This window comes from Streptomyces sp. NPDC092370 (genome assembly GCF_044755265.1).
GTDB lineage: Bacteria > Actinomycetota > Actinomycetes > Streptomycetales > Streptomycetaceae > Streptomyces.
Map to the genome: position 1 here is coordinate 289543 of NZ_JBIVQO010000003.1, position 20378 is coordinate 309920.

General features: G+C 73.3%; 21 protein-coding genes and 1 pseudogene. 11 read left to right on the forward strand and 11 right to left on the reverse strand.

The features are described from left to right. Positions 1-55: 55 nt before the first annotated feature. Positions 56-1261: a flavin-containing monooxygenase gene (locus tag ACIQHQ_RS12520; RefSeq protein ID WP_402611905.1), complete on the reverse strand. Its 1206-nt coding sequence runs from the start codon at positions 1259-1261 to the stop codon at positions 56-58. Positions 1262-1488: 227 nt separating this feature from the next. Between ACIQHQ_RS12520 and ACIQHQ_RS12525 the strand changes: the two genes are divergently transcribed. The 6 genes and pseudogenes from ACIQHQ_RS12525 to ACIQHQ_RS12550 all read left to right on the forward strand — a co-directional run bounded on the left by ACIQHQ_RS12525 (position 1489) and on the right by ACIQHQ_RS12550 (position 4846). Beyond that, on the forward strand, positions 1489-1938 hold the full coding sequence (locus ACIQHQ_RS12525; protein ID WP_402611907.1) for a DoxX family protein: 450 nt from the start codon (positions 1489-1491) through the stop codon (positions 1936-1938). Continuing rightward, on the forward strand, positions 1938-2381 hold the full coding sequence (locus ACIQHQ_RS12530; RefSeq protein ID WP_402611908.1) for a Zn-ribbon domain-containing OB-fold protein: 444 nt from the start codon (positions 1938-1940) through the stop codon (positions 2379-2381). Before ACIQHQ_RS12525 ends, ACIQHQ_RS12530 begins: the two co-directional genes overlap by 1 nt. A gap of 156 nt (positions 2382-2537) precedes the next feature. Beyond that, positions 2538-3161, forward strand: coding sequence for a GNAT family N-acetyltransferase (locus tag ACIQHQ_RS12535; protein ID WP_402611909.1), 624 nt, complete (start codon positions 2538-2540; stop codon positions 3159-3161). A 107-nt stretch (positions 3162-3268) separates the two neighbouring features. Then, positions 3269-3481 carry a DUF4287 domain-containing protein gene (locus ACIQHQ_RS12540; protein ID WP_352119587.1) on the forward strand — a complete coding sequence of 71 codons (213 nt, stop codon included), beginning with the start codon at positions 3269-3271 and terminating at the stop codon, positions 3479-3481. Positions 3482-3540: 59 nt separating this feature from the next. Continuing rightward, complete coding sequence (locus tag ACIQHQ_RS12545; RefSeq protein ID WP_402611910.1) at positions 3541-4428, forward strand: GNAT family N-acetyltransferase; 888 nt, start codon at positions 3541-3543, stop codon at positions 4426-4428. 17 nt (positions 4429-4445) lie between these two features. Next, positions 4446-4846: pseudogene (locus ACIQHQ_RS12550) on the forward strand (DUF5958 family protein). A gap of 107 nt (positions 4847-4953) precedes the next feature. Here ACIQHQ_RS12550 and ACIQHQ_RS12555 read toward each other — a convergent pair. The 3 genes from ACIQHQ_RS12555 to ACIQHQ_RS12565 all read right to left on the reverse strand — a co-directional run bounded on the left by ACIQHQ_RS12555 (position 4954) and on the right by ACIQHQ_RS12565 (position 7348). Continuing rightward, positions 4954-5634, reverse strand: a complete 681-nt coding sequence (locus ACIQHQ_RS12555; protein ID WP_402611911.1) for a pyridoxal 5'-phosphate synthase — start codon at positions 5632-5634, stop codon at positions 4954-4956. A gap of 36 nt (positions 5635-5670) precedes the next feature. After that, positions 5671-6096 carry a pyridoxamine 5'-phosphate oxidase family protein gene (locus ACIQHQ_RS12560; RefSeq protein ID WP_402611912.1) on the reverse strand — a complete coding sequence of 142 codons (426 nt, stop codon included), beginning with the start codon at positions 6094-6096 and terminating at the stop codon, positions 5671-5673. Between the two features lie 82 nt (positions 6097-6178). Next, on the reverse strand, positions 6179-7348 hold the full coding sequence (locus ACIQHQ_RS12565; protein WP_402611913.1) for a thiolase C-terminal domain-containing protein: 1170 nt from the start codon (positions 7346-7348) through the stop codon (positions 6179-6181). A 104-nt stretch (positions 7349-7452) separates the two neighbouring features. On the opposite strand from ACIQHQ_RS12565, the gene ACIQHQ_RS12570 reads away from it, so the two are divergent. Further along, a complete protein-coding gene (locus ACIQHQ_RS12570; protein WP_402611914.1) occupies positions 7453-8652 on the forward strand; it encodes an acyl-CoA dehydrogenase family protein in 1200 nt (399 codons plus the stop codon). After that, entirely contained in the window at positions 8649-9152 is a 504-nt protein-coding gene (locus tag ACIQHQ_RS12575; protein WP_402611915.1) for a nitroreductase/quinone reductase family protein, read from the forward strand. Before ACIQHQ_RS12570 ends, ACIQHQ_RS12575 begins: the two co-directional genes overlap by 4 nt. A 50-nt stretch (positions 9153-9202) precedes the next feature. Here ACIQHQ_RS12575 and ACIQHQ_RS12580 read toward each other — a convergent pair whose 3' ends face one another. After that, positions 9203-9838: a TetR family transcriptional regulator gene (locus tag ACIQHQ_RS12580; protein WP_402612175.1), complete on the reverse strand. Its 636-nt coding sequence runs from the start codon at positions 9836-9838 to the stop codon at positions 9203-9205. A 134-nt stretch (positions 9839-9972) separates the two neighbouring features. On the opposite strand from ACIQHQ_RS12580, the gene ACIQHQ_RS12585 reads away from it, so the two are divergent. Both ACIQHQ_RS12585 and ACIQHQ_RS12590 read left to right on the forward strand, forming a co-directional pair. After that, a complete protein-coding gene (locus tag ACIQHQ_RS12585) occupies positions 9973-10695 on the forward strand; it encodes a VOC family protein (protein WP_402611916.1) in 723 nt (240 codons plus the stop codon). Between the two features lie 192 nt (positions 10696-10887). Further along, positions 10888-13266 carry a PQQ-binding-like beta-propeller repeat protein gene (locus ACIQHQ_RS12590; protein ID WP_402611917.1) on the forward strand — a complete coding sequence of 793 codons (2379 nt, stop codon included), beginning with the start codon at positions 10888-10890 and terminating at the stop codon, positions 13264-13266. A gap of 552 nt (positions 13267-13818) precedes the next feature. Here the strand turns inward: ACIQHQ_RS12590 and ACIQHQ_RS12595 are convergent. The 4 genes from ACIQHQ_RS12595 to ACIQHQ_RS12610 are packed head-to-tail and all read right to left on the reverse strand — an operon-like array spanning position 13819 to position 17175. Further along, entirely contained in the window at positions 13819-14769 is a 951-nt protein-coding gene (locus tag ACIQHQ_RS12595) for an alpha/beta fold hydrolase (RefSeq protein ID WP_402612176.1), read from the reverse strand. Positions 14770-14818: 49 nt separating this feature from the next. Continuing rightward, positions 14819-15595, reverse strand: coding sequence for an enoyl-CoA hydratase/isomerase family protein (locus tag ACIQHQ_RS12600; protein ID WP_402611918.1), 777 nt, complete (start codon positions 15593-15595; stop codon positions 14819-14821). Beyond that, positions 15592-16005 carry a Zn-ribbon domain-containing OB-fold protein gene (locus ACIQHQ_RS12605; RefSeq protein WP_402611919.1) on the reverse strand — a complete coding sequence of 138 codons (414 nt, stop codon included), beginning with the start codon at positions 16003-16005 and terminating at the stop codon, positions 15592-15594. The genes ACIQHQ_RS12600 and ACIQHQ_RS12605 overlap by 4 nt, the downstream gene beginning before the upstream one ends. Positions 16006-16014: 9 nt before the next feature. Further along, positions 16015-17175 carry a lipid-transfer protein gene (locus ACIQHQ_RS12610; protein WP_402611920.1) on the reverse strand — a complete coding sequence of 387 codons (1161 nt, stop codon included), beginning with the start codon at positions 17173-17175 and terminating at the stop codon, positions 16015-16017. A gap of 97 nt (positions 17176-17272) precedes the next feature. On the opposite strand from ACIQHQ_RS12610, the gene ACIQHQ_RS12615 reads away from it, so the two are divergent. Next, positions 17273-18904, forward strand: a complete 1632-nt coding sequence (locus ACIQHQ_RS12615) for a FadD3 family acyl-CoA ligase (protein WP_402611921.1) — start codon at positions 17273-17275, stop codon at positions 18902-18904. Here ACIQHQ_RS12615 and ACIQHQ_RS12620 read toward each other — a convergent pair. Next, positions 18870-19796 carry an SMP-30/gluconolactonase/LRE family protein gene (locus ACIQHQ_RS12620; RefSeq protein ID WP_402611922.1) on the reverse strand — a complete coding sequence of 309 codons (927 nt, stop codon included), beginning with the start codon at positions 19794-19796 and terminating at the stop codon, positions 18870-18872. The genes ACIQHQ_RS12615 and ACIQHQ_RS12620 overlap by 35 nt on opposite strands. Before the next feature lie 312 nt (positions 19797-20108). Next, on the reverse strand, positions 20109-20285 hold the full coding sequence (locus tag ACIQHQ_RS12625) for a hypothetical protein (protein WP_402611923.1): 177 nt from the start codon (positions 20283-20285) through the stop codon (positions 20109-20111). Between the last annotated feature and the right edge of the window lie 93 nt (positions 20286-20378).

Consider the following 20378-nt stretch of genomic DNA (forward strand, 5'->3'; position numbering starts at 1 on the left):
GCAGGCGAAGTTGGGCGAACGGCCCCTCGGGCATCAGGTCCGCAGGGCGAGGTCCTCAGGTCGGCAGCCGGGACGCGCCCCGCGAGTCGTTCCTCGCGACGGCCTTCGCGATCTTCACCGCGTCGAGCGCCATCTCGCGGAGATTGCCGCTGATCGGGTTGGTGAAGCCGGTGAAGTACAGGCCGGGGGCGTTCTTCGGGGCGCGGGCGCCGTGGGTGACGGGCCTGCCGCGGTCGTCGAGCACGTCGAGGTGGCCGACCAGGTCCTCCAGGGCGCGGACGTACCCGGTGGCGGCGATCACGGCGTCCGGGGAGATCCGGGTGCCGTCGGCCAGGGCGATCCTGCCGCCGTCCTCGAAGCCGTCCACGGCGGCCACGATCTCCACCTTGCCCTTGCGCACGGCGTCGATCAGGCCGACGTCCTGCACCGGGATCGCCCCCTGCCGCACCCGCGAGTACAGCCCGGTGCCGGGACGCGGCAGCCCGTGGGCCGACAGGTCGGGCACGGCCACCTTGGCCTGCACCCGGGACAGTCGGTCGACCAGGCCGACCGGCAGCCGGCGGACCAGGACACCGCTGTACTGGGCGGCCCAGCCGGCGGTCGACCGGCGCACGATGTGGGGGACGGTGCGCACGGCGAGCCGGACCCGGGCGGCGCCGCTCTCCACCAGGTCGACGGCGATCTCCGCGCCGGTGTTGCCGGCGCCGACGACGAGGACGTCCCGGCCGGCGTAGGGCTCGCCGTTGCGGTACTCGCCGGCGTGCAGGAACTCGCCGGTGAAGGCGGACCGGCCGGGCCAGTCCGGCACGCGCGGGGTGTGGTTGTAGCCGGTGGCGACGACCACGGCCGCGCCGGTCAGTTCCCGGCCGCCGGTGGCGCGCAGCAGCCAGCCCGTGCCGTCGGGGGCGCGTTCGATCCGGGACACCTCGACGCCGGTGACGATCTCGAGGCGGTGGTGCTCGGCGTACTTCTCCAGGTACCGCACCACGTCGTCCCGGGACACCCACCGCCCGAACCGGCGGGGCATGGGCAGGCCGGGCAGGGCCGAGAGGCGGCGGGTGGTGTGCAGGTGCAGCCGGTCGTAGTGGCGGCGCCAGGACGCCCCCACGCGGTCGGACTTCTCCAGGACGACGGCCCGTATGCCCCGGGCGCGCAGCGCGTACGCCGCGGAGAGCCCTCCGGGGCCGCCGCCGATGACGTAGACGGGGCGGTCGGGCGGGGGCTGCGTGAAGGCGCGTGTGGGGGGTGTGGAGTCGGCCATGAGCGGGAGCGTAATCACGGGACCGCTTGATGGGTCTCGGTCAAGACCGGAATTGGTTTCGGATTGATCACGGCTGTAGGGGGAGAGGGAGGGGTCCGTGGCGCCGGAGGCCCGGTTGTGGCGGACCGGTGAGCATGTCCGTCGGGGTGGATCGTCGGGGGGCGTACGCGGTTCCGTCCCCTCGGCGGGTCTTGCGCATCCGAAGAACTGACGTACCGTCAGATCGCATGGACGCGATCTGGCTCACCGGAGCGCAATGGCTGGCCGTGCTGCGGATCGGGCTCGGGCTGTGGTGGCTGGAGAGCTGGCGGCACAAGGACCGCAAGGCCTGGTTCGAACGGGGCAGCGGCATCACGTGGGCGGCCGGCGTCGCCGCCGAGCACCGCTGGCGCGCCGTCCGGTCGGGCTTCGAGGCGGCCGTCGCGCCGCACCCGCGCGCGATGGCGTACGTCGTCGTCTACGCGGAACTGGCCCTCGGTCTGGGCTTGATCACCGGCTTCCTCACCCCGGTCGCCCTGGCCGGCGGATTCCTCCTCAACGCCCTCTACTTCACGCTCATGGTCCACGACGTGGCCGAGCAGGGGCAGAACTCGATGATGGCGCTGATGTCGGTGGTCGGGCTGTTCGGGATGTCCTGGCAGACGTGGTCGCTGGACAGCGCCCTGGGCCTGTTCTGATGGCCGCCCGCTTCGACCTGCCCGAGCCCGACGCCTTCACCCGGGCGTACTGGGACGCGGCCGCCGGGGGCAGGCTGCTGATCCGCCGCTGCGGGGCCTGCGGCCGGGCCCACCACTACCCGCGCGAGTTCTGTCCCCACTGCTGGAGCGAGGACGTGAGGTGGGAGACGGCGAGCGGCCGCGCCACGCTCTACACGTGGTCCGTCGTCCACCGCAACGACCTGCCGCCGTTCCCGCAACGCGTCCCGTACGTCGCCGCCGTGGTCGAACTCGCCGAGGGGCCGCGGATGATGACGGAGATCGTCGGGTCAGGGGGCGACCCGGCCGGTGAGGATCTCGAACTGTCGGGCGGGGCGGAGCTGGAGGTGGCATTCCGGGAGGGCGTCCCGGTGTTCCGGACGGTGCCCGGGCCCGAGCCGCCCCCGTCGGCCCAGTCGCGCTGACGGAGCGGCCGGGCGGCGCCGGGGAGCTCGTCCCGGGGCCAGCGTGCCGAGCGACTCCGCCGGCATGCCCCGAGCGCCGGGAAGCCGGGCCTGGGCGGCCGTCTTCATTCCGTCCCGGCGGCCCCGAATCCCGCACCACGGGTTTGAATGGGACTCATGGCCCCCATACGCGACCGGTCCCTGACCGGCTCCCACCCGGATCTGCACGGCCACGGCCTCCGTCTGCGTCCCTGGGACGCGGGGTCCGGTGCCGACGTCGACACCTGGCTGCGCGGCATGCGGGATCCGGACTTCCGGCGCTGGAACACCCCGTTGAGACTGGTCACGGACCGGGCGGGCGCGCGGGAGTCGCTGCTCGCCCGGGCGCAGAGCGCCCTGGAGGGGACGTCGGTGTCGTTCCGGGTCGCGGACGCGCGCGCCGACACGGCGCTGGGGCACATCGGCGTCAACGAGATCAAGTACCACCTGAAGGTCGCCCGGGTCGGCTACTGGGTCCTGCCCGAGGCCCGCGGCCGGGGCGTCGCCACCCGGGCCCTCCTGCTCACCGCCCACTGGGCGCTGACGGAACTCGGGCTGCACCGGCTGGAGCTGGATCACGCGGTCGGTCACGACGCGTCGTGCCGGATCGCCGAGCGGTGCGGGTTCTCCTATGAGGGCACTCTGCGCGGCGCGATCTTCCAGGAGGGCCGCCATGACGCGTTCCGGGACGCCCATCTGCACGCACGCCTGGCCACGGATCCGGAGCCGGCGGGGCCGGACGGCCAGAGCACGGCCATGTGACGCACGTCACTTCGGAGGGGTGATCAGTCCCTGCGGCCCGGCCGGTCAAACCCGGCAACCGCAGCACCCCGCAGCGGCACCGCAGAGAAGAGAAGGGACCGGCCGAGATGACCGCACCCGTGAAGGGCCCCGCCAGTTACTTCCCGTCCATCGAGAAGAAGTACGGCCGGCCGATCGCCGACTGGCAGGAGCTCATCCGCAGCTCGCCACTGACCCGGCACATGGAGCTCGTCACCTGGCTCAAGACCGAGCACGGCCTGGGCCACGGCCACGCCAACGCGCTGGTGGCGCACACGCTCGCCGAGGACAGCGGCACCTGAGCGGGGCCGCCCGCGAAAAATGGGAAGTGCCCGGGAGGCCGCTGACGGCACCATGAACCATGGACACAGGCACGGACACCGCGACCGACACCGAAACCGGCAACTGGCACCTCACCCATGACCTCGACGACTTCCTGACCCGCGCGGGCGCCTTCCTCCGCTCCCGGCCGGCGCTGCACACCGTGCCGCTGACGGTCACGGAGACGCTGCGCACGCGCGGCCGGTGCGTGTACGGCGCCGGAGCGCCGGAGTTCGGCCTGCTGGAACGCGACGGGGTGGTCCGGGCGACTTTCTTCCGCACCCCGCCGCACTGGCTGAACCTCACTGCCCTCACCCCCGGGGACGCGGACACCCTCGCCGCGCAGCTGGCCGCCCTCGGGCGCCGCCCGCCCGGCGTGAACGCGCCGTGCGACACCGCCGCCGCCTTCGCCGAGGCCTGGGAGCGGCACACGGGCGTGACAGCGGCCCTCCGCCAGCGCCAGCGGCTCTACCGGCTCGGCACCCTGACCGCGCCCGGACCCCTGCCGCCCGGCGGCCCCCGGGTCGCGGTCGCAGCGGATCGCGAGCGACTCGTCCGCTGGCACGACGAGTTCAGCGAGTCCGTCGACCCGGGCACCGCCCGCGACTCCGCCGAGTGGGCGGACGCCCGTATCGGCAGCGGCGGCATCACCTTCTGGGAGAGCCCCGACGGCGTCCCCGTCGCCATGGCAGGCACCGGTCCCCAGGTCGCCGGCCAGATCCGGGTCGCGCCCGTCTACACCCCGCCCCACCTGCGCGGCCGCGGCTACGCGGGCGCGGTCACGACCGAGGTCAGCCGCGCCGCCCTGGCCGCCGGGGCGGAGGAGGTCCTCCTCTTCACCGACCTGGCCAACCCGACCAGCAACAGCCTGTACCAACGCATCGGCTACCGCCCGGTGGCGGACTTCGAGGTGTACGACTTCACGTAGGAGTGCGGGGGTGACGGATGGATGAGCGCGCTGTGCTGCTCAACGAGCTCGCCCGGGGCCTGCGCCCGCCGGACCGGGGGCTCGCATGGTTCGAGGGCCTGGCCGAGGAAGAACAGGGAGCTGTGCTGAGGATGCTCCGTGCTTTCCGCGTCCAGGCACGAGCCACCGGTGAAGACGCCTCGGAGGGCATCCGGCGCTCCGGGCTCCGGCCGTCCCACACCCCGTCGGTGCTGATCCTTCAGGACGCATCGACGAACAGCTGGGAAAGGTCGCCGCCCTGCGGCCGCGGCATGAGCGGATCAAGGCTTTCCGTCTGCTGATCCAGGTGCTGGGACAGGCGGACGCCCGGCGGCGGGAGCGGTACTGCGCCGACGGGTGCGCCCATGAATGGCATCAACCGGGACGAGGCACCGCCTAGGCCGAGCCGTCCCGCGGATCGGACCGTGGACCCGGACGCCCCGGTACCGAGGGCCTGGTTCCGAGGTCGTCGGTCGGTGTCGGACGTCAGTCGCGCGAAACGCCCCCTCACGGCCAGAGCAGCTCCCGCGACCACTCCTTCGCGGCCGTCTCCTGCCCGTCCCGCCGGTAGCGGAGCCGGACATGCCGACGGCGTTCGTCGCCCTGGAAGAACTCGACCTCCTCGGCCCGCAGCCGGTACAGGGTCCAGGACGGCACCGGCGCCTGCGGTTCCCGTGACGCCCGTTCCCACGCCGACTCCGAGGCCCGGGCCAGTTCGTCCAAGGAGGCGAGCACCTCGCTCTGGCGTCCGGTCAGCGCCGCCGCCAGTGCCCCCGTCGAGCGGGCGTGCAGGTCGCCCTGGGCCTCCACGGACGCAGCCGCCGACACCGGGCCGCGTACCCGCACCTGGCGGCCCAGCACCGGCCAGTAGAAGCCGAGCGCGGCGTACGGCCGGCCGGCGAGGTGCCGGCCCTTGCGGCTGCCGGCGTGGGACGCGAAGGACCAGCCGTCGGCGTCCGCGCCGTGCAGCATCACGATCCGCACGTCGGGCAGGCCCGACTCGTCCGAGGTCGCCAGCGACATGGTGTGCGGCTCGGGCTGCCCGGCCGCCACCGCCTCCGCGAACCACTCGGTGAACAGGGGCAGGGGGGCCGCGGGGGCGGTGGCCGGGTCGAAGTGCCGCAGGTCCGTGGTCTGCGGGTCCCAGACCCGCAGCGACCTCAGCAGCGCGTGGAGATCGGTTGCCATGCCCCGATTGTCACCGCTCCGGCGGTCCGCCGGGGCTCACACCTGCCCCAGGTCCGAGGAGACCCACCGCTCCGGCCGCATCCGCAGCACCAGCTGCTCCCCGTGGTTCTTCCAGGCGAAGTCCACGTAGCCGTCGACCTTCTCGGCCGGCAGGTAGCGCGCCGAGATCTCCCGGAGCTGTTCGAGGGTCGCGGGGGCCGTGTCGACCACCGGCCCCTCCACGGACACGTACCGGATCGTGGGCTCGACCCGGTCCACCATGAGGGAGAACCGGCCCGCCGCGCCGATCAGCTCGTTCTTCCGGGAGTCGCGCCCGGTCATGATCCAGATGTCGCCGCCTGGCTCGTACTGGTACCAGATCGGCACGGTGAGCGGGGCGCGGCCCGCCCCCGCGTCGACCGCGAGCGCCGCGATGTGCGGCTCGGCCAGGAACTGTTCACGTTCTTCGCGGGTCAGGGCCACCACGGTCTCCTTCGGCGAAACGGACACTGCCCGGTACAACGCCGTGACGCCGCGCGCGTGTTCCTCCGCGGGGCGCGGCCGCTCACCCCGCCCCCAGCACCACCGTCCCCGACGAGCAGAACCAGCCCCCCGTCCCCGACGCCACCGCGAGCCCGGGCAGTGCCCCGTCCCTGCGCCGCACCTGCCTCTGCCCGCACTCCCCGCGCAGTTGCCGCACCGCCTCCACCAGCAGGAACAGCCCGCGCATCCCGGGATGCTGGGCCGACAGCCCGCCGCCGTCGGTGTTCACCGGCAGCGCCCCGCCCTCGACCCGCAGCCGCCCCTTCTCCACGAACGCCCCACCCTCGCCCTTCCCGCAGAAGCCGAGGTCCTCCAGTGTCACCAGGGTCATGTAGGTGAACGCGTCGTAGATCTCGGCGAAGTCGATCTCCGACGGTCGCACCCCCGCCCGTTCGAACGCCAGCCGCCCGCTCACCGCCGCCGGCGAGACCGTGAAGTCCGGCCACTCGGACATGGCCGCGTGCGAGACGGCCTCTCCCGTCCCCAGCACCCACACCGGCGAGGTCCGGCAGTCCCGTACGTACTCCTCCGCCGCCAGCAGCACCGCGGCGCCGCCGTCGGAGCGGACGCAGCAGTGCAGTTTGGTGAACGGGTCCGCGATCACGGGCCCGGCCTGGACCTCGTCGACGGTGACCGGGGTGCGGAACATCGCCTCCGGGTTGAGGGCCGCGTTGGCCCGGGCCTGCACCGCCACCTCCGCCATCTGCTCGATCGTCGTGCCGTACTCGATCATGTGGCGGCGGGCCGCCATGGCGTACTTGGCGATCAGGGTGTGGCCGTAGGGGACTTCGAACTGCGAGGGGCCCCGCGTGCCGAAGGACAGCGTCCCGGTGCGGCGGCCCGCGTGGACGTCCGCGCGGGCCGTCGAGCCGTAGACGAGCAGCACCGCGCGGGCGTGCCCGGCCGCGATCGCGTCCGCCGCGTGGGCCGCCATGACCTCCCAGGTGGAGCCGCCCACGGCGGTGGAGTCGACCCAGGTGGGACGCAGGCCCAGGTACTCGGCGACCTCGATCGGGGCGAGGGTGCCCAGGCCCGCCGAGGCGAAGCCGTCGACCAGTGACCGGTCCATGCCCGCGTCGGCCAGGGCGCGGCGGGCCGCCTGGGCGTGCAGGGCGTACGGGGTCGCGTCGTTCAGGCGGCCGCAGTCCGACAGGGCCACGCCGACGACGGCCGCTCTCCTCCGGGCCACCATGAATCTGACGGTACATCAGATGGGCGGGGGCGCGGCAGGGCTCTGGGCTTCCCTGGCCCGTCGCCCTAATATGACGCATCGTCAGATGCGGAGAGAGGTGCCCCATGGACGCCCGCTTCACCGACGAACAGGACGAGATCCGCCGCACCCTGCGCGAACTGCTGACCAAGCGGTGCGGTCCCGGGGAGCTGCGGGCCGCCGTCGACACCCCGGCCGGTCACGACCGGGCCCTGTGGACCACCCTCGCCGAACGGCTCGGCCTGCCCGCCCTGGCCCTCCCCGAGGCCTACGGCGGTGTCGGCTGCTCAGCCACCGAACTGGCCCTGGCCTGCGAGGAGACGGGCCGGGCCCTCGCCCCCACGCCCCTGCTCGCCACCGCCGTGCTCACCGCCCCGCTGCTGCTGGCCCTCGGCACCGGCGCCCAGCGCGCCGAACTGCTGCCGCCCATCGCCTCCGGCCGCCTCACCGCCGCCCTCGCCGTACCGGGGCCGGCCCTCGCCACCGCCCTCGCGCTCACCGGCAGCGACCGGCACGGTCGGTGGGCGGGCGGCGGACGGGCCGGGGGAGTGCAGGCCCGGCGGGCGGAGGGCGGCTGGCGGCTGTACGGGCAGGTCGAGCAGGTCGTCGACGGGCACAGTGCTCACCTGCTGGTGGTCGCCGCGCACACCGGGGGATTCGCCCGGTCCCGGGTGCTGCCCTTCCTCGTCCGCGGTGAGGCCGCCGGTCTGACGCGTGTACGGCAGACCGCGCTGGACGCGACCCGTCCGCAGGCGCGCGTCCAGCTGCGCGACGTCCCGGCCGAGTTGCTGGGCGGTGACGCCGTGGACGTCCTCGCCGCCCTCGCCCGGCTCGGGGACGCCGCCGCGGCCTGTCTCGCGGCCGAGGCCGTGGGGGCCGCCGACCGGGTGCTGGAGCGGACCGTCGCATACGTGGCGCGGCGCGAGCAGTTCGGGCGGCCGGTCGGCTCCTTCCAGGCGGTCAAGCACCGGCTGGCCGACGCGTACGTCCAGGTGCAGGCGGCCCGCTCGGCGGCGTACTACGCGGCCTGGGCCGCCGTCGAGGCTCCCGCTCCCGCCCGCGAGGAGGCGGCCGGAGGCCTCGCCCTCGCCCAGGCACTCGAAGCCCTGCGCCGCGCCGCCGCCGACGGGATCCAGTTGCACGGCGGCCTCGGGTTCACCTGGGAACACGAGGCTCACCTGTACTTCAAGCGTGCCGCGGGCGACGAGCTGCTGTTCGGGCCGGTGCACCGGCTGCGGGCGCACGCCGCCGACACGGCACACGTCTTCGAGGAGGCCTGCACATGAGGGGTGCGCGCGTGGTGCAGAAGGTGTCGTCGACCAGGGGCTTCGCCCGCGTGGCGCCGCACGTGGTGCCCGTCCTCGACCGGGTCGTCCACCGGCTCACCCGGGGAAAGGTGCTGCTCAGCGCCCAACTGCTCCCCGGTGTGGTGCTGACCTCGACCGGGGCGAGGAGCGGGCTCGCCCGGCGTACGCCGCTGGCCTGTATGCCGGAGGACGGCGGGCGCGCCTGGATCCTCGTCGGGTCCAACTTCGGGCGGCCGGGGCACCCCGCCTGGAGTCACAACCTGCTCGCGCATCCCGACGCCGAGATCAGCTGGAAGGGGCAGGACGTCCCGGTCACGGCCCTGCTGCTGGCGGGGGAGGAGCGGGCGGCGGTGTGGCGGGCGCTGCTGGCGTTCTGGCCGCCGTACGCGACGTACCAGGCGCGGGTGGAGCGGGAGATCCGGGTGTTCCGGCTCGTGCGGAGGGCCGGGAGCGCGACAGGCGGCGGTTCACCCGGGTGAACCGCCGCCTGCCAGACAGGACTTGATGGATAAGAGGCCGCCGCGCCGCGCTACTTCGTCGGCTTCCGGCCGGTGACGCCCAGGTGCACCAACAGGGCGAGGTTCGGTTTCAGTTCGGCCTGTTTCACGCCCCAGGAGGAGAATCCCTTCTGGTGGGAGGCGACGGCCGCGAGCATCGCGACGAGCGAGCCGGCGACGGCCGCCGGGTTCACGTCCTTGTCGACCCTGCCCTTGGACTGGAGCTCGGCGACGGCGTCCGCGAGGGAGTTGTTCACCGAATTGAGGATCTTCATGCGGAGTTTGTAGAAACGCTTGTCACCCTCGGCGGCACCGAGATCGACGACCCGGAGGATCGCGTCGTTCTTGCGCCAGAACTCCAGGAAACCGTCGACGAGCTCCTGAGCCGTCTGCCAACCGGCCTTGCCGGCCCAGGAGCGGCCCTGGAGGAGCTCCGTCAACGCGGCGCCCTCGGCCGCCATTTGCTCGGCGATCTCCAGAACGGCGCCCTCGACGTCCGGGAAGTACTGGTAGAAGGTCGCGGGCGAAGTACCCGCCTTCCGGGCGACATCGATGACTTTGACGTCCCGGTACGGGGAGGAGCTGAGCATCTCGCTGAGGCAGTCGAGCAGCTTCTGCCGGGTCGCCTGCCCACGCCGCCCGGCCACGCGGCCGTCGACGGTACGCACTTGTCCTGTCATGCCGTCAGCTTACCGAGGCGTGTTCGGGGCGCGATTCGGCCGACTGCAAATGGGGTGTGAGGGAGTGCCGAGGCTGGTGTGCCTGGTCTGCGGGTTGCGGCAGACGCGGTTACGTTGTCGGCATGGCCGAAAACAGGGCATCGGTGTACGGAGAGGGCGTCCCCTGCTGGGTGGACGCGCAGCTTCCCGACGTCGAGGCGGGCAAGCGGTTCTACGGGGAACTTTTCGGGTGGTCCTTCGAGGACTGGTTCGGCTCCTTCGCACAGGCGCTGAAGGACGGCGAGCCCGTGGCGGCTCTGGTCCGCAAGGTGGACGGCCGGCTGCCCACCGTCTGGACGGTGTACTTCGCGACCCCGGACGCACCGGCCCTGGCCCGGCGCATCCGGGACGCGGGCGGACAGGTCGTCTCGGCGCCGGTGCCGGCCGGCGATCTGGGCGTCACCGCGCTCGTCACCGACCCCGAGGGTGCCGTCTTCGCCCTGTGGCAGCCGGAGGAGCACCCCGGTTTCGGCAAGCGGCACGAGCCGGGCACCTTCGCCTGGGCCGAGCTGTACGCCCGGGACACCGAGGCCGCCAACGCGTTCTACGGCGATCTCTTCCAGGAGGCCCTGTTCGGGCCGGACGCCGCGCCGGACTTCGGCCGTGCCTCCGTCTCCGACGTGTTCCCCGCCGAGATGCCACCCCACTTCCTGGTGCACTTCGCGGTCGAGGACGTCGCGGCCGCGCTGGAGGACGTGAAGCGGCTCGGCGGCCGGGTGCAGGCCCCGCCCTTCGAGACCTCGTACGGCGAGGTGGCCGTCGTCACGGACAATCAGGGGGCGTCCTTCGCGCTGCTGCACCGCTGAGCAGGCATTGTTTGGTCATCGTTTGATCACCTTTGCATCGAGACATCCCAATTGTCAGCGGGTTCGCCACCACGGCTCCGGCCAGGAAGAATCAGGGTGCGTGCCGCCATGGCGGTGCGGTGGTGAGACGCTGCACGGGGTCGCGTGGAACATGTGGCTTGGCGCGGCTCGTACGGGGAGGTGGCAGGCAGAGTGGTGGATCAGCTGACGCAGCACGATCCGCGGCGGATCGGGCCGTTCGAGGTGCTGGGACGGCTGGGTGCCGGCGGCATGGGGCTGGTCTATCTCGCGCGTTCGGCGTCCGGCCGGCGCGTGGCGATCAAGACCGTCCGGACGGAGCTGGCCGAGGACCAGCTGTTCCGGGTCCGCTTCACCCGTGAGGTGGAGGCGGCCCGCGCCGTCTCCGGCTTCTACACGGCCGCGGTCGTGGACGCCGACCCGCGCGCCGCCGTGCCGTGGCTGGCCACCGCGTACGTCCCCGCGCCCTCCCTCGAGGAGATAGTGAACGACTGCGGCCCGATGCCGGCCCAGGCGGTGCGCTGGCTGGCGGCGGGCGTGGCCGAGGCGCTCCAGTCCATCCACGGCGCGGGTCTGGTGCACCGGGACCTCAAGCCGTCGAACGTCCTCGTCGTCGAGGACGGGCCCCGGGTGATCGACTTCGGTATCGCGTCCGGCGTTTCGAACACCCGTCTGACGATGACGAACGTCGCCGTCGGCACCCCCGCCTACATGTCCCCCGAGCAGGCCAAGGACTCCCGCAGCGTCACCGGCGCCAGCGACGTCTTCTCCCTGGGCTCGATGCTGGTCTTCGCCGCCACCGGGCACCCGCCCTACCACGGCGCCAACCCGGTCGAGACGGTCTTCATGCTGCTGCGCGAGGGCCCGGACCTCGAAGGGCTCCCGGACGAACTGCGGCCGCTCATCGAGTCCTGTATGCAGATGGACCCGACGGCCCGCCCCAACCCGGCCGACCTCCAGGCCCAGCTGGCCCCCCACCTCTTCGGCTCCGGCTCCGACGACAGTGGCACGGCCTCCGCGTGGCTGCCCGAGCGGGCCGTGGGCCTGATCGAGTCCCGCCGCAACGGCCGCCCGGCCGGCAAGCCCGCCCAGAGCGCCGGACGCGGCGGCGGCGGACGCCCCGCCCCCGGCCCCGCGCCCATCCCGCCCCCGCCCTCGCACGACCCCGTCGTCCCGGCGCCCGCCCCCGCGCCGGCCGGCGGCCCCGACACCGGCCCCGTCCGGCTGGCCGGCGCCAAGGTGCCCATCGGCCCCGGCCCGCGGGTCGCCGACGTGCGTGCCGCCGCCGTCCAGGCGCCCTCTCCGGAGGCCGCCCTCGCCGCCTCCTGGTCCAAGCCCCGCCCGGGCGTCAACGGCACGGACCCCGCTGTGGGCCCCGCCGTCGCCGCGCCCCCGGCCCCGGCCGCACCGCCGGAGCAGGCCGGTGGCTGGCGGCCCTGGCGCTTCCGCATGTCCAACGACGTCTGGGGCACCCCTTCCGTCGCCGACGACCTGGTCTACGTCACCTCCTTCGAGGTGCACGCCCTGGACGTCGCCACCGGCCGCCGCCGCTTCAAGACCCGGGACGTCGCCTGGTCCATGGCGGTCGCCGACGGCCGTATCCACGCCTCCGACGGGCCCACCCTGTTCGCCCTGGACGCCCGTGAGGGCGGCGACCTGTGGCGCCTGCAGACGGACGCCTGGGTCTACTCGCTCAAGGCCGGCCGCGGCACCGTCGTCACCGGCACCCGCGGCGGCGGCGTCCAGGGCTGGGAGGCCTCCGGCGGCCAGAAGCTCTGGGAGGTCACCGGCTGCCAGTCCGACTTCGAGTCCCCCGAGGCCGGACCCGTCCTGCACGACGGCACGGTCTACGTGTGGCAGGACGCCCGGCTGCGCGCCCTGGACGCCCGCACCGGCGAGGAGCGCTGGTCGTACCCGATCGGCGACGCGGCCTCCTGCGGCGGCGTCCCGGTCCGGCTCACGCAGGCCACCGACGGCTACGTCTACGTCTGCGCCGGCACCCGCGTCCTCGCCCTCGACGTGGCCGCCGGGCATGTGAAGTGGCACTTCGAGGCCCCGGCCGTGTTCGTGTGCCCGCCCACCTTCGTCCCCGGCCCGGCCGTCACCGGCGGCGGCATCTACCTCGCCGACTACCTCGGCACGGTCTACGCCCTCGACGCCACCGACGGCCGCGACCGCTGGCGCATCGCCACCGAGGCCCGCTCCTGTGTCGACCCCGTCCTGGTCGCCGCCGGCCATGTCCACGTGGGCAGCGGCAAGGGCCTCTACACCCTCGACGCGGTCACCGGCACACCCAAGTGGCGCTTCCAGGCGGGCGGCGACATCGTGGGCACCCCCTCGGTCGCCGAGGGCCGTATCCACTTCGGCTCCACCGACCACCTGCTCTACACCCTGAAGGCCGACGACGGCCGGCTGCGCTGGAAGCTCGCCACCGGCGGCGAGATCACCGGCTCCCCGGTCGTCCGGGACGGGGTGGTGTACGCGTGCAGCAAGGACCGCTGTGTGTACGCACTGGACGCGGAGAAGGGCACGGGCACGGCACGCACCGCCTGACCGGCCCGGGCGGCCGTCGCACCGGTGCGGAAGGGGCTCCGGGCGGCGGCCGTCGCTCGTCGGGAAGCGGCCCGTTCACCGCTTCCGCCCAAGACGCCACGCCGGGTACCCACCCGGTCGCCGCAGTGGCATGACCGTGGCAGGTGCCCCCAGGCTCTCCGCGACGCAGACACGGGGGCGCAGGCTCAGGTAGACGGCGGTGCTGGTCCTGGTCGTCCTGGCACTGACCGGTTCCTCGTCCGGCCGGAGCCGCGGCGGCGGGTGCGGCGGCTCCGGCCGGGACCACGACGGTTCGAGGTCGTCGACGCCGAGCGGCGGCTCGTAGGGCTCGGGTGGCGGTTCCCGCCCCTCCGGCGACGATGACCGCGCGAGCGGCGGCTCGGTGGTCGACGCCGAGCGGCGGCTCGTAGGGCTCGGGCGGCGGTTCCTGCGGCTCCGGCGACGATGACCGCGCGAGCGGCGGCGGCTCGGGCCCGGTGGACTCGGTCGACCACTGCGACGTCGGCCGCCAGGCCCTGGCGGACGACTGAGGGGCCCCGCCCTCGCGGGGCGTCAGTCCCGCAGTTCCGTCAGGAATTCGATCAGCGCCTCGTTCACCTCGGCGGGCCGCTCCTGCTGCGTCCAGTGGCCGCAGCCCGGCAGCACGAGCGGCTTGCGGCGCAGGTTCGGCATCAACCCGGGCAGCTGCTTGATCAGTTCGGGCGTGCCCGGGAAGGCGGGCACGAGGTCCCGGTCGCCGTACACGTACAGCGCGGGCGGGGAGACGACCGCGCCCTGCCAGGGTGCGGTCAGCTCCCAGTTGCGGTCCAGGTTGCGGTACCAGTTGAGCGCGCCCGTGAAACCCGGCTCGAAGCTCTCGGTGAGCAGGTCGAGGTCCTCCTCGGTGAGCCACTCGGGCAGCACCTCGGGGTTCGGCGCGTCCGTGAGCCAGCCGCGCTCCAGGTCGACCAGGGCCTGCTCGGGACGCCCGGCGTCCGGCGCGTCACCGGAGGCGGAGTACAGCAGCTTGCGCAGGGTCGTGCGGGTGTCGGCGCTGAACTCGGCCTCCGCGACCCCGGGCCGGTGGAAGTAGTTCCAGTAGAACCGGCCCTGGAACCGCTCCTGCATGGTCTCCAGCGGGGGCCGGCTCCCGCGGAACGGCGGCGGCACGCTCAACCCGGCCACCCCGCGCACCACGTCCGGCCGCAGCAGCGCGGTGTGCCAGGCCACCGGGGCGCCCCAGTCGTGCCCGACGACGAACGCCCGTTCCTCGCCCAGCGCGTGGATCAGCCCCACCACGTCCCCCACCAGGTGGAGGATGCTGTACGCGTTCACGTCCTCGGGGCGGTCACTGCCGCCGTACCCGCGCTGGTCGGGCGCGACCACCCGGAAACCCGCCTCGGCCAGCGGCCCGAACTGGTGCCGCCAGGAGTGCCAGGACTCCGGGAATCCGTGCAGCAGCACCACGAGCGGGCCCTCGCCCTGCTCCGCGATGTGCAGCTGTATGCCATTGACGTCGATCATCCGATGCTCAACCACCCCCCGAGCATACGCATGTATATGTAAACGACTTTTACCCGCGCAACCGGTACTCCCGCGACCGTCCCGCGAACAGCCGGGCCTGCCGCGCACCCGCCGCGTTCCCGAGTGCGATCAGGTGTGGTGCCTGCGCGATCCCCTGCGAGCGCCCCGCCTCACTCGCGGCCCACAGGGCCCGCACCGTCCCCTGCACGGCCTCGGTGGGATATCCGGCGAGGACGGCGGCACACCCGGCAGCCGCCCCCAAGGCCTCGCCCTTCGCCACGAGTTCCGACACCAGCCCGGTCTCGTACGCACGCCGGGCCGAGATCCGCTCCGCCGTGCCCATCAACGCCATCCGCGCGACCTCCCCGTAGGGCATGCGCTGCGCCATCAGGACGGACTCGTAGGCGCTGACCATGCCGTAGGTGGTGTGCGGGTCGAAGAAGGAGGCGGTGGTGTCCGCGACGACGAACTCGGCCTCGCCGAGCAGATAGAAGGCACCTCCGCAGGCCATGCCGTGCACGGCGGCCACGACCGGCTTCCACAGGTCGTTGGCCTTCGGTCCGATGCCGAGCAGCGGATCGTCCTGCGCGTAGGGCGAGTTCGGCTGCGGCACGACGGCGTCCCGGTCGATGCCGGTGCAGAAGGCACGCTCGCCGGCCCCGGTGAGGACGATCGCCCGCACGGAGTCGTCGAACCGCAGCTCGTCCCAGGTGGAGGCGAGTTCGCCGGCCATGGCGAGGTCGACGGCGTTGAGCCGCTCGGGCCGGTTGAGCGTCACGACGGCGACCCCGCTGTCCGCGTCGGTCCGCACCAGGACGCTGCTCATGACCGCTCCGGAACCCACTGGGGAAGGTCGTCGTGGAAGACGGCCCGCACCCGGGCGCCGATGCGAAGGCTCTCGGCCGGGCAGGAGCCGAGCGGTTGCCCCGCCCCGGTGACCAGGTTGCCCACCAGCCGGATCCGGGGCGCTTCCTCCAGCTCGACGACGACCACGTTGTACGGCGCCTGCGCGGCGTAGTCGGGCAGCAGCGGCGGATGGGCCACGACGTACGACCAGACCCGGCCCCGGCCGGACACCGGCCGCCATTCGGCCTCGAAGGACTGGCAGTGCGGGCAGCAGGGCCGGGGCGGGAAGCGGAGTTCTCCGCATGCGGCGCAGGCCTGGACGCGCAGTTCGCCGTGTGCGGCGTACTCCCAGAACGGGGCGCCGTCGGGGTCGGGGACGGGACGCAGCATGGTCGCTCCTCAATTCCTCAGCAGCAGGGCGGAGGTCGGGACCCCTTCGCCCGCCGTGACCAGACAGGCGGAGGCGCCCGGCACCTGGGCGGTGCTCGTCCCCCGCAGCTGCTTCACCCCTTCGTTGATGAGGTTGAAGCCGTGGACGTAGGCCTCGGACAGCCCGCCCCCGCCGGTGTTCACCGGCAGCAGCCCGCCGATCTCCAGTGCCCCGCCCTCGGTGAACGCCCCGCCCTCACCGCGCCCGCAGAAGCCGTAGCCCTCCAGGGAGAGCAGGACCAGCGGCGTGAAGGCGTCGTAGATCTGGGCGACGTCGACGTCCTCCGGGGCCAGGTCGGAGTGTTTCCACAGGTGCCGGGCGGCGCTCCAGGCGGGGCCGGTGAGGGGGTCGTCGTTCCAGTAGTTGACCATGCCGTGGTGCTGGGCGGGCAGCGACTGGGCGGCGGAGTGGACGTAGACGGGCCGGCGCCGGCAGTCGCGGGCCCGCTCGGCGGAGACCACGACACAGGCCAGCGCCCCGTCGGTCTCCAGGCAGTTGTCGAAGAGGCAGAGCGGCTCGCTGATCCAGCGGGAGGTCATGTACATCTCGCGGGTGAGGGGCCGGTCGTACATGACCGCGGCGGGGTTCTGGTTGGCCCGGTTGCGGCAGGCCAGGGCGACGTTGAACAGGTGGTCCCGGGTGGCGCCGTACTCGTGCAGGTAGCGGCGGGTGAGCATCGCGATCTCGTCGGCGGGCCGCAGCAGCCCGAACGGCCGGGTCCACTGGGCCGGGGTCGGGAGCTGGACGGTCGTGTTGGTCCAGGGCCGGGGTCCGCTGCCTCGCTTGCGGGACCGCCAGGCCACCCCGACGCTCGCCTGCCCGGCGGCGATGGCGGCGGCGAGATGGGCGACGGTGGCGCACGAACCCCCGCCCCCGAAGCCGACCTTGCTGAAGAAGGTGAGGTCACCGAAGCCGCAGGCCTTGGCCAGCTCCACCTCGTCCGTCTCCTCCATGGTGTAGGAGGCCAGGGCGTCGACCTCACCGGGCGCGATCCCGGCGTCGTCCAGAGCGGCCAGGACGGCTCGGCAGGCGAGGGTGCGTTCGTCCTCCGGGAGCCGTTTGGCGAAGGGCGTCTGACCTATGCCGACGAGAGCGGTGGCGTCCTTGAGGCCTCCCGATCCTGCTGCCATGCTGCGCGCACCTCCGGGCCCGAACGGTCGCTGACAGGTCGTCAGATTACAGATAATCTGACGGACAGTCAGCTCCTATGGCGTGGGGAGGCGTGCGGTGCGGGCGGATACGGCATGGGGAAGCGTTCCGGGCCTGGTCAGGGCGGCGGCCGAGAGATACGCGGACGACGAGGCGGTCGTCGAGGGCCGCACCCGCGTCACCTACGCGGAACTGGGTGCGCGCGTGGAGCGCGCGGCGGCGGCCTGCCTGGCGAACGGGATCGAGCCGGGCGACCGGGTCGGCATCTGGGCGCCGAACTCGCTCGACTGGATCGTCGGCGCCCTGGGAGCCGTATCGGCGGGCGCGGTGCTCGTACCGCTGAACACCCGCTTCAAGGGGGCCGAAGCGGCGGACGTGCTGCGGCGCAGCGGAGCCCGGCTGCTGTTCGTCACCGGCACGTTCCTCGGCACCTCGTACGTGGCGTCCCTGCGCCGGGCGGCGGGGGACGGCCCGGGCGCCGGACCGCTGCCCGGCCTGCCGGCCCTGGAGCACGCGGTGGTTCTCTCGGACGATGCCCCGGTGGGTTTCCTGACCTGGAAGGACTTCCTGGCGAGCGGGGAGGGGACGGGGTCGGCCCAGGTGCGGGAAAGGGCCGCCGCCGTGCGGGGGTCCTGGCCCTCGGACATCGTCTTCACCTCCGGCACCACGGGCCGCCCCAAGGGCGCGGTCATCACCCACGACCAGACGCTGCGGGCGTACGACATCTGGGGCGACCTGGCCGGCCTCACCCGCGGCGACCGCTATCTGATCGTCAACCCCTTCTTCCACACCTTCGGTTACAAGGCCGGGGTGATCGCCTGCCTCATGCGGGGCGCGACGATGATCCCCCAGCCGGTGTCCGGTGTGGACACCGTCCTGGCCAACATCGCCGCGGAGCGGGTCTCCGTCCTCCCCGGCCCCCCGACCCTCCTCCAGTCCCTCCTCGACCACCCCGCACGGGACGCCCACGACCTCTCGACCCTCCGCCTGGTGGTGACGGGAGCGGCCGTGGTGCCGCTGGCGCTGGTGGAACGGCTGCGCGGCGAACTCGGCATCGGCACCGTCCTCACGGCGTACGGCCTCTCCGAGGCCAGCGGGATCGTCACGATGTGCCGGCGCGGCGACGACCCGGCCGTCATCGCGTCCACGTCCGGCCGGGCCGTCCCCGGCACGCGGGTCCGGGTCGTGGACCCCGAGGGCCGGCCCCTGGGACCCGGGGTGCCGGGCGAGGTCCTGGTCCGCGGCTTCACCGTCATGACCGGCTACCACGAGGACGAGCGGGCCACCGCCGAGGTGCTGGCACCGGACGGCTGGCTGCGCACCGGCGACGTCGGAGTCCTGGACGCGGCGGGCAATCTGCGCATCACCGACCGCCTCAAGGACATGTTCATCGTCGGCGGCTTCAACGCCTACCCCGCCGAGATAGAGCAGCTCCTGGGCCTCCACCCGGACGTGGCGGACGTGGCGGTGATCGGCGTGCCGGACGCCCGGCTCGGGGAGGTCGGCCGGGCCTACGTCGTGCGGCGCCCCGGCGCCCTGCTGACCGCCGACGACCTGATCGCCTGGTCCCGCAGGGAGATGGCGAACTACAAGGTGCCGAGAACGGTGGAGTTCGTCGCGCGGCTGCCGCGCAACGCGAGCGGGAAGGTCCTGAAGGGCGCCCTGCGGGACGCGGTCACCGGCCGAGCGGCAGGGCCGGGGTGCCGGTGACCGACATCATCAGGGAGTAGAGGGTGGTGTCGGCGGCGATGAACAGGCGATTGCGCCGGGCACCGCCGAACCGGACGTTGGCGACGGTGCCGGGCACCAGGATGCGGCCCAGGAGCGTGCCGTCGGGGTCGTAACAGTGCACGCCCCCGTCCATCGCGGCCGCCCAGAGCCGCCCCGCGTCGTCGAACCGGATGTTGTCGAAGGTGCCGTGCGCGCACTCGGTGAAGACGTCACCGCCCGAGAGGGCCGACCCGTCCTCGTGGACGTCGAAGACGCGGATGTGGTTGGCGATGCTGTCGGACACGTACAGCTGCCGCTCGTCCGGCGAGAAGACGAGCCCGTTCGGCCCCTGGAACCCGTCGGCGACCAGCCGCACCTCGCCGCTCGCGGGGTCGACGCGGTAGACGTTACGGGCGCCGATCTCGCTGTCGGCGCGATGCCCCTCGTAGTCGGTGGCGATCCCGAACTCGGGATCCGAGAACCACACCGACCCGTCCGACCTCACCACGGCGTCGTTCGGGCTGTTGAGCCGCTTGCCCCTGAACCGCTCGGCGAGCACGGTGACCGACCCGTCGTGCTCGGTCCGGGTCACCCTCCGATTGCCCTGCTCACAGGTGATGAGACGGCCCTCGCCGTCCAGGGTGCTGCCGTTCGGGTACCCGGCGGGCGAGCGGAAGACGCCGACGGCCCCGGTGGTCTCGTCCCACCGCAGCAGCCGGTCGTTGGGGATGTCGCTCCACACCAGATAGCGCCCGGCGGGCACGTACACCGGCCCCTCGGCCCACCGGCACCCCTCGTACAGCGTCTCCAGCCGCGAGTCCCCCGCCTGGCACCTCCCCGTCCGGAACCGCTCGTCGAGGGTCTCGTACAGGTGGGGCTGCTCGCCGGGCATGGGGGCCGCCTTCGGGATCGGGCCGACGGGTGATCTGCGCGGGTCCACTATCGCGCGCCGGAACCGGCGGCGCACGCTGCCGGGCGGACGGCACCCCGGACGTACGCGATAGACGCGGCCCTGGCCGTGATCGCGAGCCGGCGGCCCGCAGGCGTGGTGCTCTTCACCTCCGGCGAGGACGACATGGGGAAACCGCGCGGGCCGGGCGTGCGGGTCGTTCCACTCTGACGCGACGCCGTCCGCTCGCGGACACACCTCGGCCGCGACGGCTCCCCCTCCGCGCCGCCGCGGCCGAACCCCGTGAGTGGTGGCTTACTTCGTCGGCTTGAAGGGCTCCGACGTCGCGTGCAGGTCCTTGACCTCGAGCGGCTCCTCGGTCGCGTGCAGGTCCTGCTTCTTGACGGCACCCTCCTCCGCGGCCTGCGCGTCCTTGGTCTTCAGCGGCTCGGCGGTGGCGTGCAGGTCCTGCGGCTTGAGCTCGTCGCCCATGATCGTCAACTCCCCTTGGCATGGATCAAGCAGTGGGATCGGCGGGCCCGCCCGGTCACTCCCCCGAGGATGACCGGGCAGGCCCACCCGGGC

What these genes read in the sequence shown, in the direction of transcription:
- ACIQHQ_RS12520 (WP_402611905.1), bottom strand. Translation starts at nt 1,261, where the DNA reads ATGGCCGACTCCACACCCCCCACACGCGCCTTCACGCAGCCCCCGCCC.
- ACIQHQ_RS12525 (WP_402611907.1), top strand. Translation starts at nt 1,489, where the DNA reads ATGGACGCGATCTGGCTCACCGGAGCGCAATGGCTGGCCGTGCTGCGG.
- ACIQHQ_RS12530 (WP_402611908.1), top strand. Translation starts at nt 1,938, where the DNA reads ATGGCCGCCCGCTTCGACCTGCCCGAGCCCGACGCCTTCACCCGGGCG.
- ACIQHQ_RS12535 (WP_402611909.1), top strand. Translation starts at nt 2,538, where the DNA reads ATGGCCCCCATACGCGACCGGTCCCTGACCGGCTCCCACCCGGATCTG.
- ACIQHQ_RS12540 (WP_352119587.1), top strand. Translation starts at nt 3,269, where the DNA reads ATGACCGCACCCGTGAAGGGCCCCGCCAGTTACTTCCCGTCCATCGAG.
- ACIQHQ_RS12545 (WP_402611910.1), top strand. Translation starts at nt 3,541, where the DNA reads ATGGACACAGGCACGGACACCGCGACCGACACCGAAACCGGCAACTGG.
- ACIQHQ_RS12555 (WP_402611911.1), bottom strand. Translation starts at nt 5,634, where the DNA reads ATGGCAACCGATCTCCACGCGCTGCTGAGGTCGCTGCGGGTCTGGGAC.
- ACIQHQ_RS12565 (WP_402611913.1), bottom strand. Translation starts at nt 7,348, where the DNA reads ATGGTGGCCCGGAGGAGAGCGGCCGTCGTCGGCGTGGCCCTGTCGGAC.
- ACIQHQ_RS12570 (WP_402611914.1), top strand. Translation starts at nt 7,453, where the DNA reads ATGGACGCCCGCTTCACCGACGAACAGGACGAGATCCGCCGCACCCTG.
- ACIQHQ_RS12575 (WP_402611915.1), top strand. Translation starts at nt 8,649, where the DNA reads ATGAGGGGTGCGCGCGTGGTGCAGAAGGTGTCGTCGACCAGGGGCTTC.
- ACIQHQ_RS12585 (WP_402611916.1), top strand. Translation starts at nt 9,973, where the DNA reads ATGGCCGAAAACAGGGCATCGGTGTACGGAGAGGGCGTCCCCTGCTGG.
- ACIQHQ_RS12595 (WP_402612176.1), bottom strand. Translation starts at nt 14,769, where the DNA reads ATGATCGACGTCAATGGCATACAGCTGCACATCGCGGAGCAGGGCGAG.
- ACIQHQ_RS12600 (WP_402611918.1), bottom strand. Translation starts at nt 15,595, where the DNA reads ATGAGCAGCGTCCTGGTGCGGACCGACGCGGACAGCGGGGTCGCCGTC.
- ACIQHQ_RS12605 (WP_402611919.1), bottom strand. Translation starts at nt 16,005, where the DNA reads ATGCTGCGTCCCGTCCCCGACCCCGACGGCGCCCCGTTCTGGGAGTAC.
- ACIQHQ_RS12610 (WP_402611920.1), bottom strand. Translation starts at nt 17,175, where the DNA reads ATGGCAGCAGGATCGGGAGGCCTCAAGGACGCCACCGCTCTCGTCGGC.
- ACIQHQ_RS12620 (WP_402611922.1), bottom strand. Translation starts at nt 19,796, where the DNA reads ATGCCCGGCGAGCAGCCCCACCTGTACGAGACCCTCGACGAGCGGTTC.
- ACIQHQ_RS12625 (WP_402611923.1), bottom strand. Translation starts at nt 20,285, where the DNA reads ATGGGCGACGAGCTCAAGCCGCAGGACCTGCACGCCACCGCCGAGCCG.